Origin of the sequence: Azospirillum agricola (assembly GCF_020005195.1) — a bacterium.
GTDB lineage: Bacteria > Pseudomonadota > Alphaproteobacteria > Azospirillales > Azospirillaceae > Azospirillum > Azospirillum agricola.
Genome location: NZ_JAIFZR010000006.1, coordinates 102,493 through 116,173 on the forward strand (window position 1 = coordinate 102,493; position 13,681 = coordinate 116,173).

The following is a 13,681-nucleotide window of genomic DNA, read 5'->3' on the forward strand; positions in this document are numbered from 1 at the left end:
TCAACGAACGGCTTCGCCCTCATGCCCGACCACCCCGACGACGATCTCGACAGCGGACGCATGCCGCTGATGGATCACCTGCTCGAACTCCGCAACCGGCTGGTCTGCGCCGCCGCGGCGTTGCTGGCGGGGTTCCTGATCTGCTACGCCTTTTCCGAGCGCATCTACCGGTTCCTGATGCAGCCCCTGGCGGACATCCTGGCGGGCCAGGGGCGGCGCATGATCTACACCGGGCTGACCGAGGCGTTCTTCACCTACCTCAAGCTGTCGCTGTGGGCCGGGGCGTTTCTCAGCTTTCCCATCGTTGCCAGCCAAATCTGGCTGTTCGTCGCCCCCGGCCTCTACAAGCACGAGCGGAAGGCCTTCCTGCCGTTTCTGGCGGCGACCCCGGTGCTGTTCTTCCTTGGCGGCGCGCTGGTCTATTACCTCGTGTTTCCGCTGGCGTGGCGCTTCTTCCTCGGTTTCGAGGTGCCGCAGCCCGGCCCCAACGCGCTGCCCATCGAGTTCCAGGGCCGCGTGGCCGAGTATCTCAGCCTGGTGACCTCGCTGATCTTCGCCTTCGGGATCGCCTTTCAACTGCCCGTGCTGCTGACGCTGCTCATCCGCGTCGGCCTCCTGTCCACGGCGACGCTGGTCGCCGGCCGCCGCTACGCCATCGTCGTCGTCTTTATCGCCGCCGCCATCCTGACGCCCCCCGATATCATCAGCCAGGTCAGCCTCGCCCTGCCGATGCTCGCGCTGTACGAAATCTCCATTCTGGTCGGCCGTCTCATCGAACGCTCGCGCGCCCGTCCGCTCGACGCCTGAGGGACGGGGCCGGGGCAGTCACGGACGCGGTTGGACCGCAATGCAGTCCGCCTTCGTGCTCTTCAGGCTCTGGCAGGCCGAACGCGCGGAGGCTCCGTCGAAGCCGACGAGCTGGGCCTTGTACAGGGAGCCCGACTGCTGGACCGTCGGCTTCGCGCCCGCGGCCAGGGCTCCCAGGCTCCTCCGGGCGGTTTCCGCGTCCTGGCGGGCCGCCTGCAGGCTGCCGTACACGCCGGTCTGGATCGCCCAGGCCCCCGTCCGCGCGACCGCGGCACCTGTCCCGGCGGCCGGCCGGGCCCCCGGCGTCCCGGCAGCCACCAGCGCGTCCGCCGGCTTCTCCGGGGCTTGGTTGCGGAAACCGCTGTCCATCAGCTCGACGATCCGGCGGTCCCGCTTGCCGGCGCTCTCGCCGCCCAGCACCACCGCGATCAGGCGGCGGCCGTCGCGCGAGGCCGAGGCCGCCAGGTTGAACCCGGAGGCGGCGATGTAGCCGGTCTTGATCCCGTCCATCCCGTCATACCGGTCGAGCACCCGGTTGTGCCCGTAGACGGTCTGGTTCTGCCAATCGAAGCTGCGGCGGCTGAAATACGGATAATAGCGCGCGTGGCTGCGGACGAGGACGCGGGACAGGATGGCCATGTCGCGCGCGGTGGTCCGCTGCGCGCGATCGGGCAGGCCGGACGCGTTGCGGAAGACGGTGCGCGTCATCCCCAGGTCGCGGGCCCGCTTGGTCATCGCCTGCGCGAAGGAAACCTCATTCCCGGCCAGGGCCTCGCCCAGCACGACGGCGACGTCGTTGGCCGACTTGGTGCTGAGCGCCAGGATGGCGTCCTCGACACGGATGCTGTCGCCCGGCGCGACGCCGAGCCGCGAGGGGGCCATCGTCGTGGCGCGGTAGGAGACCGGCAGAAGCTGGTCGAGCTGGAGCTGGCCGCGGTCGAGCGCCTCGAAGGTCAGGAGCAGCGTCATCATCTTGGTCAGCGAGGCGGGATAGGTCGGAACGTCCGCGTTGTGCGCCCTCAGCACGCGTCCGGTGCCGGCGTCCATCAGGATCTCCGCCACGACCGGCCGGGCCGTCGCCGGTTCCCGCTTCGCCTTGGCCGCCACCGGCGCCGACAGGGTGGACACCGCCACCAGGGTGAGAAGGGCTGCTGCGGAGCGGACGCGGGTGAACATGGCTAAACCGTCGGTCCAGCGGTTGGGAGGGGGCCACCGGTAGCCCGGCTCACCTTAAGCGACTGTTAAGCGCTCCACGCCGCGCACGAAAAAAGGAAGTGGTCCGGATCCGTGCCGGACGATGGTGCAGGGCGGCGGGATCGGGCGAGGTGGAGGCGACGACAAAGCGGTTGGATTGCGCAACGGCAGTGGTCATAGTCGGCCCCATGCTCCGTCTGCGCCGCCTTCTCACGCTTCTGACGATCCTGGGCCTCGCCCTGGGGTCGATGGTGTCGGCCGCGCGGCTCGGCGTGACGGCGCCGCTGGACGTGGCGGCCCCGGCATCGGGTGCCCTTGCCGCCATGCTCCAGGACGGCCGGGCGGGCTGCGAGGACTGCGCTTCCGGTCGCAATGGCCCCACAACCGGGTTTGCTGCCGCGGGGTGCCATGGCAGCCTTTGCCTTGGGCAGGCCGGCGTGCTGCCGGACAGCCCCGCCATTCCCCTGGCCGCGCCCGCGCGCTTCCTCCTTGCCACCGCATCCATGCCCGATGGTCTGTCCCATCCCCCTGGCAGCCGCCCGCCGAAGGCGGCCGGCCCGTTGACGCCGGCCGGTCCGGAGTTCTGCACCGCACCGGCTTGACCGGCGTGCGGCCTGAAGGCCCCGGCCTCGGTTGGTCCGGAGCGGGCCGCAGACCAGGCTGGCCGCGCTCCATGGCCGGCCCCGTGTCGCCATCCGGCGCCAGCGGCCTTGAGCCGCTCCGCCAGACCAACCGCACCCTGGCCATCCGGAGGCACGCGACGGCTGCGGATGTCGCGGATCGCCGACCAGCCCTCCGGGGCGGCCGCGCTCCGCTCACCCGCCCGGTCGCCGCCATCGATGCCTCTTTCCCCTTCATTCACGAGACGACGATGTTTTCCTTGCCACTCACCCGCCGGACCCTCGCGGCGCTCGCCGGCGCGGCCGGCCTGACGATTCTCGCCGCTCCGGCACTCGGCCAGACCCCGGCCGTGCCCGCGACGGCCACCGCTCCGCGTGTCCTGGGCAGCCTCGAGGCGCCGGTCGAGGTCATCGAGTACGCTTCCCTGACCTGTCACCATTGCGCGACCTTCCACAACGAAGTGTTGCCGCAGGTCAAGAAGGAGCTGATCGACACCGGCAAGATCCGCTTGGTCTACCGCGACTTCCCGCTCGACCGGGCGGCGTTCCAGGCGGCGATCATGGCCCGCTGCGTCGATCCCAGCCGTTACTTCGCCGTCCTGTCGGTGTTGTTCGCCAAGCAGGACGACTGGTCCCACGCCAAGGAGCCGCTGGAAAACCTGGGGCGCTACGGCACCCTGGCCGGCCTGTCCAAGGACACCCTCCAGGCCTGTCAGGACGACAAGGCCCTGGGCGACGCCGTCTTGCAATCCCGCATGACGGGAGAGCAGCAGCATGGGGTCGATTCCACGCCCTCCTTCGTGATCGGGGGCAAGACCCACAAAGGCGTGCTGTCCTACGAGGCCTTTCTCAAGGCGGTGCAGCCGTTGCTGCCGCCCTCCTAACAAGCCCAACCGCGACGGGCCGGGGACACCCCGGTCCGTCACGCTCCTCCCATCCCTGTCTGTTTCGTGAGGTTCGCGTCATGACCAGTTGCCCTTGCGGCTCCTCCCGCCCCTTCGACGACTGCTGCGGCCCCATCCTGGCCGGGCAGCCGGCGCCGACCGCCGAGGCGCTGATGCGGTCGCGCTACACCGCCTTCCTGCGCCACGACCTCGACCATGTCGAGCGCACCCACGCCCCGGAAATCCGCGACGACTTCAACCGCGGCGAGGCCGAGCGGGTGGCCGACGAGTCCGAATGGCAGGGGTTGGACGTCCTGCGCGCCGAGGAGGAGGGCGAGGCTGGAACGGTGGAATTCCTCATCCATTTCCGCCGTGACGGCAAGGACCTGCGCCACCACGAGCGGGCCAGCTTCCGCCGCGAGGACGGGCGGTGGCTCTACGTCAGCGGCGAGGTCAACCCGAAGGGTGAGCCACGCCGGGTGGCGAAGGTCGGCCGCAACGAGCCCTGCCCCTGCGGGTCGGGCAAGAAGTTCAAGGCCTGCTGCGGCAAGTGACCGGACGGAGGCCGCGATGGACCCGCGCTTTTCCTGCACCGCCTGCGGCCAGTGCTGCCATGGCTGGCTGCCGCTGACGCTGAACGATGCCGTCGCCCACGCCGGCCGTTTCCCGCTGGCCATGGTGTGGACGCCGGTGCGCCCGAACGCCAGGTCCTACGGGCTGGCGACCAAGCTGGGCGCCACGGTTCGGCTGCCCAACCGCAAGACGGTGGCGGTGCTGATCGTGCCGACCGCCTACCTGCCGACGTCCTTCCCCTGTCCGGAGCTGCGCGACGACGGGCTGTGCGGCATCCACGCCATCAAGCCGTCGCGCTGCCGCACCATGCCCTTCTATCCCTACCGCGAGGAGAAGGACCAAGCCGACCTGCTGATCCCGCGCAAGGGCTGGCAATGCGACGTGTCGGAGGCGGCGCCGGTCGTCTACCGCGACCACGCCATCGTCGACCGCGGCGACTTCGACCGGGAGCGGGGTGACCTGCTCGACCAGGCGCCGGTCATGCAACGCTACGCGGACTATGTGCTGACATACATGCCGTGGGTCGTCGACGATCTGGCCAAGCTGGCGGCCAAGCCGACCGGCGGCAACTTGGTGTCCAGCCTGTCGTCCTTCCTGACCGCCACCCGCCGGCCCGACGCCGCCGTGATCGCCGCGGCGCAGGCGCCGCTGTTCCACGCGATGGCCGAGCGCACCCGCGACGACCCGGCGCTGCGCGACTACCACCGCAACTACAGCGGCTGGGCCAAGGAGATGGACGGTCTGGTCCGGCGGGCGTTCAGGCAGCCGGACGCGTGACGGAGCGCGCCAAGGGCTGCGACAGGTCGCCGGTGCGGGTGACGGTGAAGGCGTAGTCGGTCGAGGCGCCGTCGTTGCCCTCGGCCAGCCGCCGCTCGGCCGTCGCCAGGGAGAAGCTGTTGGCCGGCGGCGGCGTTTGGGTGGACGCGAGCTTGAGGTTCAGCTAGCCATTGAGGAAGGTCGCGTGATCGACGTTGGCGAGCCGCACCGAGCTGGTCGGGCTGAAGGTGATGGTAACGTCGTTGCCGTCCGCGGTGACGAGGCTGTTCAAGTCAGCGCGGCTCATGATGTCGGTGTAGGGCGAGAGGTCGAGCGTGTCGCCACCGGCCCCCGCCTGGAAATCGCCGATGTAGTCCCAGCCATCGTCCGGCCGCAACACGAAGGTGTGGCGGCATGGGGGCGGCGGCGTTGTTCGAGGTTAGCCGCTGACCACCCGGCATCGATCGGCGCTGTTTCGCACGCCGCGGCACTGTCTGGTCTTCAAGGTCCAACCGGTCGGTGCCGTTCGCCCTTGGTGCGGGATGCTTCCGCGTCATGTCATGGCTCGGTCATTGGGTGTCCGTTGTGCTTTCAGCGCCGCCAGTTGAAGGGTTGCCTCCTCGACCAAGCGCAACCACGCTCGGCGTCGCTGTCGGACGGTGGACCGTTTGAATCGGGCTCCGGCCTCCGACGACAGTGCCGCGCGGGCGGCTGTCAGGCAGAGATCCGGAGAGGCAACGCCGACCGAGACCCGGCTGTCGTCCGTCGGAGGTGTCGGCAGGGGGAAGGTCCGAACGGATGGATTGCCGGCAGGACCCGCGTCGGACAGGAGCGTCCGGATGGCATCGTCCCGGCTTTGCACCGAGGGCCGTGCCTTGGAAAAGCCCAGCACCTCCTCGATGGGCACGTTGCGATCATACCCCGCGGGCTCGCTGGGGACGGTCAACATGTCCTCGACGGTCAGAAGGTCGTAATCGCTCAGCTTTCCAAGCTTGCGATAATAGAAATAGCGCTCCTCAAGAGAGGCTTCCGTGATCGGAACCGCTCTGGTCCGGTCTTGTCGACGAGCCACTGTTTCGCGCAGTTCCCCTTCTTTTTCCTGCATGGCGGTGTGAGCGGCCAAAAACCGGCGGGCGGCCGTGGGAACCCATCGCTTTGTCCTCTCAAGGATCATTGCGCCTGCTTCCGGGGCCACGGCACCGAGCGCTTGGGCGATGGGATCACCCATGCAGTACACCCGCCAATCCTCGTGCCGAAGGCGCCACCGCCGGCAGGAGAGCAGGTCCTGCGCACCGCTGAGCAGCGCATAGATGGCGACCATGAGATCGAACCGGGTCGGCGCGGCCAGGGAGGCGAAGCCGTCGGCGAAGGTGATCGCTTGCGGCCATTCCGCCGGCACCATGCGGACCCAGGGAAGCCGGATGGTTTGGGCGAGTGTCCGCCTCGGCAAGGGGGTGTCATCGTGGCGCACCGGCAACCCAAACAGCTCCAGCAGCCCGATCAGCGTCGATCGGACGGCGGCTGGGCAATCGGTCCCCAGGACGGTATCCTTCGCCGGCGTCCAGGCCAACGCCCGCAAGATGGCGTTCATGAACGCCCGGAACGGTGCCTCGTGCGCGGCCTGCGGGTCCGGACCCTGGCGGCGGTCGGCGGCGGGCCAGCGGCCCGGATTGTGACACCGCGCAAGGGACACCGCGGACCGCGTTCCCAGCCGGGTGCGGCAGAGGGCGCAGTGGAGGCGGGCCGCCGCCGGAGGTCCGGAAAATACAAGCCCCGTGTGTCGGCACGCCGGGCACCCCGGCAGGAGTTCGATGTCGTGAATCGGGCAGTGGAAGGCCAGGGCACTGGTCCAATCGACGCGCAGGTGGTGGGGGCGGCCCGCCGCTTCGTCGCCGGCCAGGCACGCTGGACAATGGAGGGGTGGTAGTCCAACGGTCCAGTCAGTCCGGAAGGCTTTACCCCACAGGGGGCGCAGGCGTGGCACCGTCAGCCCGGAGAGGGTTTGGACCGACAGGCCGAGCGATTGCGACAGGACCGCCAGTGACTCAGGGGCGGGATGGTGGGACAGGACACCGAACAGGGCCTTCCGTCCAGCTTGTTCCTCGATATGGTCGAGCAGTTCCTCGGACGTCCTGCTGTAGACGCCGGCCACCCGTCCGAGCCATGCGGTGAGGTGCTCGTCGGGCAGCGGGCGCGGCACCACCGGCAGGGGGGACACCGCCATAGCCCTAGGCCATGGCCTTGGGACGGCGGTTCCGCACCATGGAGACGAGAGGCAGCAGCAGCTTGTCGTCGGACAGGCTGTCCTCGTCGATCCGCTCCTGGCCGTTGCGGATCGCGGCGATGGCGACCGTCTCCAGCAGCCTGAAGATGCGGCTCGTCACCCCGGACGTCGCATCGATGAGAAGACGGCGGAACCGCGCAGTGTCCATGTCTGACGGCCGGCGCAGCGGCAGCACCGCCGCGACGCGCAGCAGCAGCTCGCGCAGATCCTCGTTGCTTCCCCACCGCGGCAACCCGAGCACTTCGAACCGTTCGGCCAGGGCGGGGTCCAGGCGGATGGCGATGTCCGCGCCTGGTGTTCCCAGCGCCACGAGCGGGATCTTCAGGCTGTTGTGCAGCGTGCGGATCGCGGTGAGGCAGAGGGCCTGCTGCTTGGGGCCGACGTCGCCGATCTTGTTGACCTCGTCGATGAACAGCAGGCGGCAGCCGACGCTGTCCACCAAGCGGGCAACGGTGCGGTTGTCCGCCTTGCCCGCCGGCGCCCCGAGCGCTCCGAGCAACTCCTCCCGGATCGCCTGCGGGGTCGGCTCGTCCGGCATCTCCAGATGCAGGGCCGGGCGGATCGTCGCGCCCGTCCCCTCGTTGAAGGCGGTCGGGTAGTCACGAATGAACTTCTCGGCCATCAGGCTCTTGCCCATGCCGGGATCGCCGCTGACCAGCAGGCACGGCATGCGGGAGCGTTTGGGAAAGTCGATGAGAAAGCGGAATCGCTCCTCCACCAGCTGGGCGACCCGGTAGGGCACCCAGCGGTCGGAGAGGATGTAGCGCACGCGCTCCTCGTCGGAGCGGCCGGCGATCTCCTGCTGGGCCGGACCCAGGTGGTTCAAATCCATGGGGGTCACCATTCTTCAACCTCGTTGGCGAGATCGGCGGGAGGTGGACACGGTGGACTGGGCCATGGCACCGGTCCGTCCTGCTCAGGTCCTGGGAGGGGGAGGGTGGAGGCTGCGCGCGCCTCGGGCGGCGGCAGCCGGAGCATCGGCGGGGTGGACAACGGGAGGGCGGCGGGCGAGGGAGCGTCCATCAGGTCGAGGGAGCGGAAGGCCTCGAGCGTGGATTGCAGGCCGCGGCGCGCCTGCTTGGTCCGCCGTTCCCCCTCGGCGACCAATGCCCGGCACTCCAGGATGGTCTCGTAGACCAGCTTCTGGTCGGCCTCGCGGTAGCCCTGGGCCCGGAGTGCCTGCCGGGCCTGCTGGTGTTCCCAGAACGACATCGGCCCGGGGACCGGATCCCGCAGGCCGATCGGCCAGTAGCGGTCCGCCGCCTCGTCGAACACCCAGACCTGGCTCATGTCCCGCTTGTCATAGCGGACGATCGGCTTCTCGCGACGGACCTGCCAGTGCTTCAGGATGGGGTCGTGGTAGACGAGGTTGAACAGCTGGATCGTCTGCCCGTCGACGGCCGGGGTGCGAAACGGCAGGAAGTCCAGCAGCAACGGATCGTCGCTAGCCGGGGGCTCCCGCCGCCGATGGGCCGGGAGGGCGGCAATGGCCTCGTCCCACACGGCAACGGGAGGGCGCAGGAGCTGGCGATGCTGGCTGGCGTGGTAGATGCCGACGATCTGCAGCGCCATCCACCGCTCGAACTCCGACTGGGTGATGCGTGCCCGGCCTTCGGCGTCGTACTCGCCGCGCTGCCGGGGATCGGAGAAGGTGGTGCCGGGCAGCAGGTGCACCTCGCCCATCAGGCGGCCGATCAGCCGCTCGATGTGGCCGCCGACGTGCGGAACCTTGACGGGCCGCGGCACCGGTTTGATTCCGTGCCGCCGGCATCCCCAGAGAAAGCCGCGGGCACGGAACTCCCGCGCGTTGTCGAGATGCACCGCCTGCGGTACCCCAAAGACCGGCCAGGGCGTTGTGATGTCGCGGGCCGCGAGCCAGGCCGCTTTTGCCCGGATGCCCTGTTCGAGGGCGTAGGCGACGCTGCATTCGCAGGGCGCGCGCAGCGTGGCGTGGAAGCCGAAAACCATGCGGGTTCGGATGTCGATGGCCAGGGTCAGCCACGGCCGGCCGATGGGTTGACGGAAGAGGTCGTCGAGCACGATGACGTCGGCCAGCGTGTGGTCGATCTGGATCACGTCGAGCGGATGCTCGACCTCGTACCGGCAGGTGTGCGGACCGACCGCGTCGCGAGCGGCCTTGGACCCCTCGCGCCGCTTGAGAACGAGATCGATCGGCAGAAGGTCCACGCGCCGCTGGACCGTCGTCGCCATCACCTCCTTCAGGCCGGCCCGCCGCAGACGGCCATTGATCTCGCGCACCAGCTTGGAAACCGGCGGCTTTTCACGCGTCAGATAGGTGTCGTCGATGGCCGCTGTGATGATGTCCGTTGTTTGGGAGTCCAGCCGGGGCCGGCCTTTGGTCCAGCCCCGGCGCTGTTCCAGGACGGATTCGGGTTTCGGATCGTCCAGATAGCGGCGCAGCAGCTTGTACAGGGTCACGGCGCTGAGGCCGAGTGCCGCCGCCTCCCGCTCGACATCCAAGCGGGTTCGGTTTGTCAGCGCCGCCAAGCGCGTCACGGCCTCGAGACGGGCGCGGAGCAGAGCCGCTTCGGCGTCCGACTGGTCCAGAAACCGCAGTCGTCCTCCGGAGCGGTTGGTCGACATCGGCGCACGCTCCGGTTAACCTTATTGAGGTCAGGCTCGTGCGTCAGTTTGCGTTATTGGTGTTCAGTCAACAATATTGCTGCCGAGCTAAGTATTTGGATTTAAAGAATTTACGGGTTAAGCTTATTGAGAGGGCCGACAAGTCGGCTATGGCCCTCATCGGCTACGCACGCGTCTCCACCGAAGACCAGTCGACCGAGGCGCAGTTCCTCGACCTGAAGAACTTCGGCTGTACCGAGATCTTTCGGGAGAGCGCGTCGGGCGCCGACCGCGACCGGCCGCAGCTCAAGGCGGTGCTGAACCGGGTCCGCAAGGGCGACACGCTGGTGGTGGTGCGCATCGACCGCTTGGCGCGCTCGCTCGCCCACCTGCTCGACGTGATCGACGGTCTCGAGCGCAAGGGGGCGGCCTTCAAGTCGCTCGGCGACCCCATCGACACCGGCAGCCCGCAGGGCAAGTTCACCCTGCAGATCCTCGGCGCCGTGGCTGAGTTCGAGCGCTCCCTGATCCGCGAGCGGACGAAGGCCGGCGTGCGGGCCGCCAAGGCGATCGGCAAGCAGCCGGGCAACCCAGGGCTGATCGCCAGGGACCCGCTCGCCCGGCGCCGGGTGGCCCGAGCCCGGGACGACCGGCTGAGCGAACGGGTCGCCGAGGGTGCTGGGGAGTTTCTTCCGGTCGTCGAGCGCTTGCGGCCGGCGCACCCGTGGGACCGCGTCGTCGACGTGCTCAACAGCGCGGTGAGGAAGCGCCCGGGCGACAACCCAGCGCCCTGGACGCGCGACGCGCTGATCCGGGCCGTCCGTCGCCTGATCGGCGACGGTCTCGCTGATCCCAGCCTGCTGAAGGCGGCGCCGCGCCGTTCCAAGAAGGCGGTGGCGCAGGACAAGCGGCTGGTTGAGCTGGTCGCGACCATCCACAACGCCGCAGACGGTGAGAAGCCGACGCTCGCCCGCATCGGCCGCCAGCTGGAGCGACAGGGCATCCCAACCAAAACCGGCGCCCGGACCTGGGCACCATCGAGCGTCAAGGCCCTGCTTGACCGGGCTCGCGACCAAGGCTTGCTCGATCCGGTCGAGGCTGACGCCTGACGGGCTGGCCGTTCGCCATGCCTTCGGTCTCGTGGCTGGGAGCCGAACGCTCTGGAAGGCTTGCCGGCCGGAGCGTCCGAAAGGATTTGTCGCTCGTGAGCAGCCCGGTTAGAAGCGACGGGGGAGCCGGGAGGGGCGTTGCGGGCGCGACGGTCAATCCGGCAGGGCTGATGCTGGTCATCGCGGCGCTGCACGCTGCCGTTGGCCAAGTGGGGGCTTCCGCTTACTTGGCTGCAATGGGGATGGTCAGCCTTGATCCTGCCGTTATGAAGCCGGTTGCCCTGGCTTGGAGCGGCGATCGGCGCGGCCCGCTTTGCACGGGCGGGGCTGTTTCGCTGGCGCACCTTCTATCCCTTTGGCGTGCTGGGCGTGCCCTTCTCCTTTGCCGGCGGCTTGGTGCATCTTCCCGCCCCGCTTTACTATCCCGTGGTGGGCGGCTGTCTGCTGTTGGCCGGCTTGGAATTGACGCGCTCCACCTGGATGTCCAGGCGGGGACCGGCAACGACGGTGCCGCCTGAGCATCCGCCCTTCTGGCCGGCCCTGGTGGCGGGTGCAAGCATCGGCTTTCTATCGGGCATGACGGGAACCGGGGGCGGCATCTTCCTGGCACCAGTGATCTTGCTGCTGGGGTGGGTCGAAACCCGGCGGACGGCCGCCGTGTCGGCCGCGTTCAACCTTTTGAACTCGGCGTCGGCCCTGCTCGGCGCCTGGGCGACGCTGCCGGTGCTGCCTCCGGCGCTGCCGATGTGGCTGGTCGCAGCCGGAGCCGGGGGAATGATTGGGGCATGGCTGGGCAGCCGGCATCTGCCGGTCGCAGCCCTGCGCTATGTGCTGTCGGCAATCCTGGTGGCGTCCGGGGTGAAGATGCTGGCGGCTTGACCGACCCGCGCCGGCGGTGCGCGTTGACCCTGAATTTGGACCAGTCGGGCCGGTGCGAAGGAAGCCAGCATTAGCGGGCGCGGCCAAGCGGCCAAGCCGTGACCCGCCACGCCTCACGGAGTCAGGTGGTGCGCTCTCCGCTCATCGCAGTGGCGGCCAGGGCCTGCGCCTGCCCGGCCACCGTCCGTCCGGCCTCCCGGCGCTCGCTGTAGCGGTCGGTCAGGTAGTCGCTGCGGTCGCGCACCAGCAGGGTGAACTTCACCAGCTCCTCCATCACGTCCACCACGCGGTCGTAGTAGGGTGACGGCTTCATCCGGCCGGCCTCGTCGAACTCCTGGAACGCCTTGGCCACCGACGACTGGTTCGGGATGGTCACCATCCGCATCCAGCGCCCCAGCACCCGCATGGCGTTGACCGCGTTGAACGACTGCGAGCCACCCGAGACCTGCATCACCGCCAGCGTGCGCCCCTGCGTCGGCCGGACGCCGCCGCTCTCCAGCGGCAGCCAGTCGATCTGGCATTTCAGGATGCCGGTGAGGGTGCCGTGCCGCTCCGGGCTGACCCAGACCTGCCCCTCCGACCAGAGCGACAGCGCGCGCAACTCGGCCACCTTGGGGTGGTCGGCCGGCACGCTGTCCGGCAGCGGCAGGTCGCGCGGATCGAAGATCCGCGTCTCCGCCCCCAGGCGCTGGAGCAACCGGGCCGCCTCCTCGGCGAGGAAGCGGCTGTAGGAGCGCTCGCGCAGCGAGCCGTAGAGCAGCAGGATGCGCGGCGGGTGGGCGGACACCGGCCCGGGCGTCAGCTTGCCGAGGTCCGGCGCCTCGAAATAGGGCTCGTCCAGGCTCGGGAAATCCGCGCCGTTCTCGTGATCACGCTCAGGCATGCTGCCAGTCTCCGGTGATGGTCCCACGGCGGGGCCGGGCCCTCAGGCGCCGGCCCGCCCCTCGTACCAGGGCCGGGTCGCCTTGACGATCCTCACCACCGACAGCATCACCGGCACCTCGACCAGCACGCCGACCACGGTGGCGAGCGCCGCCCCGGAGCCCAGCCCGAACAGGCTGATGGCCGCGGCCACCGCCAGCTCGAAGAAATTCGAGGCGCCGATCAGCGCCGCCGGCGCCGCCACGCACCACGCCACCCCGAACCGGCGCGACAGCCAGTAGGCCAGCCCGGCGTTGAGGTAGACCTGGATCAGGATCGGCACCGCCAGCAGCAGGATGACAAGCGGCTGCGCCAGGATTTGCTCGCCCTGGAAGCCGAACAGCAGCACCAGCGTGGTCAGCAGCGCCACCAGCGACACCGGCTGCAGCACCGACAGCGCGCGGCCCAGGGCCGGCTCGCCGCCCGACGCCAGCAGGGCGCGGCGCCAGAGCTGGGCCGCGACCACCGGCAGTACGATGTAGAGCGCCACCGACAGCAGCAGCGTCCCCCACGGCACGGTGATCGACGAGACGCCGAGCAGCAGCCCGACCAGAGGGGCGAAGGCGAAGACCATGATCAGGTCGTTCAGCGCCACCTGGCTCAGGGTGTAGTGCGGCTCGCCCTCGCACAGGTTCGACCAGACGAACACCATCGCCGTGCAGGGGGCCGCCGCCAGCAGGATCAGCCCGCCGATGTAGGAGGAAATCTGGTCCGCCGGCAGCAGCGGCGCGAACAGGTGGCCGATGAACAGGGAGCCGAGCAGCGCCATCGAGAAGGGCTTGACCGCCCAGTTGATGACCAACGTCACGCCGACGCCGCGCCAGTGCTCCTTGACCTGCCCCAGCGCGCTGAGGTCGATCTTCAGCAGCATCGGCACGATCATCAGCCAGATCAGCACCGCCACCGGCAGGTTGACCCGGGCCAGCTCGGCGGCGGCGATGGCCTGGAACAGCCCGGGCGCCAGATGGCCGAAGGCGATGCCCGCGACGATGCACAAGCCCACCCAGACACTGAGGTAGCGCTCGAAGAGGCCCATGGCGGGGCGTTCCGCCGGGGCGGCGTGGATGTCAG

At 69.3% G+C, this 13,681-nt stretch carries 14 protein-coding genes; 7 read left to right on the forward strand and 7 right to left on the reverse strand.

Features of this window, described 5'->3' with window-relative positions; genetic code table 11:
* Nucleotides 1-21 precede the first annotated feature (21 nt).
* Nucleotides 22-807, forward strand: a complete 786-nt coding sequence (gene tatC, locus JN22_RS29385) for a twin-arginine translocase subunit TatC (RefSeq protein WP_085557475.1) — start codon at nucleotides 22-24, stop codon at nucleotides 805-807.
* A gap of 18 nt (nucleotides 808-825) precedes the next feature.
* Here tatC and JN22_RS29390 read toward each other — a convergent pair whose 3' ends face one another.
* Nucleotides 826-1,983, reverse strand: coding sequence for a D-alanyl-D-alanine carboxypeptidase family protein (locus tag JN22_RS29390; protein ID WP_085557476.1), 1,158 nt, complete (start codon nucleotides 1,981-1,983; stop codon nucleotides 826-828).
* A 206-nt stretch (nucleotides 1,984-2,189) separates the two neighbouring features.
* Between JN22_RS29390 and JN22_RS29395 the strand changes: the two genes are divergently transcribed.
* From JN22_RS29395 to JN22_RS29410, 4 genes are all read left to right on the forward strand, one after another.
* The gene (locus JN22_RS29395; RefSeq protein ID WP_143268739.1) at nucleotides 2,190-2,603 is read left to right on the forward strand and encodes a hypothetical protein; all 414 of its coding nucleotides are present in this window, start codon (nucleotides 2,190-2,192) and stop codon (nucleotides 2,601-2,603) included.
* Between the two features lie 269 nt (nucleotides 2,604-2,872).
* On the forward strand, nucleotides 2,873-3,505 hold the full coding sequence (locus tag JN22_RS29400; protein WP_085557594.1) for a DsbA family protein: 633 nt from the start codon (nucleotides 2,873-2,875) through the stop codon (nucleotides 3,503-3,505).
* A gap of 80 nt (nucleotides 3,506-3,585) precedes the next feature.
* Nucleotides 3,586-4,059, forward strand: a complete 474-nt coding sequence (locus tag JN22_RS29405) for a YchJ family protein (RefSeq protein ID WP_085557478.1) — start codon at nucleotides 3,586-3,588, stop codon at nucleotides 4,057-4,059.
* Nucleotides 4,060-4,075: 16 nt separating this feature from the next.
* Nucleotides 4,076-4,855 carry a YkgJ family cysteine cluster protein gene (locus JN22_RS29410; protein ID WP_085557479.1) on the forward strand — a complete coding sequence of 260 codons (780 nt, stop codon included), beginning with the start codon at nucleotides 4,076-4,078 and terminating at the stop codon, nucleotides 4,853-4,855.
* Nucleotides 4,856-5,018: 163 nt separating this feature from the next.
* On the opposite strand, the gene JN22_RS29415 is transcribed toward JN22_RS29410, so the two are convergent.
* The 4 genes from JN22_RS29415 to JN22_RS29430 form a co-directional block, all read right to left on the reverse strand.
* Nucleotides 5,019-5,231: a hypothetical protein gene (locus JN22_RS29415; protein WP_085557480.1), complete on the reverse strand. Its 213-nt coding sequence runs from the start codon at nucleotides 5,229-5,231 to the stop codon at nucleotides 5,019-5,021.
* Nucleotides 5,232-5,387: 156 nt separating this feature from the next.
* Complete coding sequence (locus tag JN22_RS29420; protein ID WP_085557481.1) at nucleotides 5,388-7,058, reverse strand: TniQ family protein; 1,671 nt, start codon at nucleotides 7,056-7,058, stop codon at nucleotides 5,388-5,390.
* Between the two features lie 4 nt (nucleotides 7,059-7,062).
* On the reverse strand, nucleotides 7,063-7,950 hold the full coding sequence (locus JN22_RS29425) for a TniB family NTP-binding protein (RefSeq protein ID WP_179166295.1): 888 nt from the start codon (nucleotides 7,948-7,950) through the stop codon (nucleotides 7,063-7,065).
* 5 nt (nucleotides 7,951-7,955) lie between these two features.
* A complete protein-coding gene (locus tag JN22_RS29430; RefSeq protein ID WP_085557483.1) occupies nucleotides 7,956-9,722 on the reverse strand; it encodes a Mu transposase C-terminal domain-containing protein in 1,767 nt (588 codons plus the stop codon).
* A gap of 149 nt (nucleotides 9,723-9,871) precedes the next feature.
* Here JN22_RS29430 and JN22_RS29435 point away from each other — a divergent pair, with 149 nt between their 5' ends.
* Together JN22_RS29435 and JN22_RS29440 are read left to right on the forward strand one after the other, a co-directional pair.
* Nucleotides 9,872-10,810, forward strand: coding sequence for a recombinase family protein (locus tag JN22_RS29435; protein ID WP_085557484.1), 939 nt, complete (start codon nucleotides 9,872-9,874; stop codon nucleotides 10,808-10,810).
* A gap of 276 nt (nucleotides 10,811-11,086) precedes the next feature.
* Nucleotides 11,087-11,689 (forward strand): sulfite exporter TauE/SafE family protein, encoded by a 603-nt coding sequence (locus tag JN22_RS29440; protein WP_211099709.1) that lies wholly within the window; start codon nucleotides 11,087-11,089, stop codon nucleotides 11,687-11,689.
* Nucleotides 11,690-11,810: 121 nt separating this feature from the next.
* Here the strand turns inward: JN22_RS29440 and arsH are convergent, their stop codons facing one another.
* A complete protein-coding gene (gene arsH / locus JN22_RS29445; RefSeq protein ID WP_085557485.1) occupies nucleotides 11,811-12,572 on the reverse strand; it encodes an arsenical resistance protein ArsH in 762 nt (253 codons plus the stop codon).
* Between the two features lie 42 nt (nucleotides 12,573-12,614).
* Nucleotides 12,615-13,646, reverse strand: a complete 1,032-nt coding sequence (arsB, locus tag JN22_RS29450) for an ACR3 family arsenite efflux transporter (protein WP_085557596.1) — start codon at nucleotides 13,644-13,646, stop codon at nucleotides 12,615-12,617.
* Nucleotides 13,647-13,681: the final 35 nt, after the last annotated feature.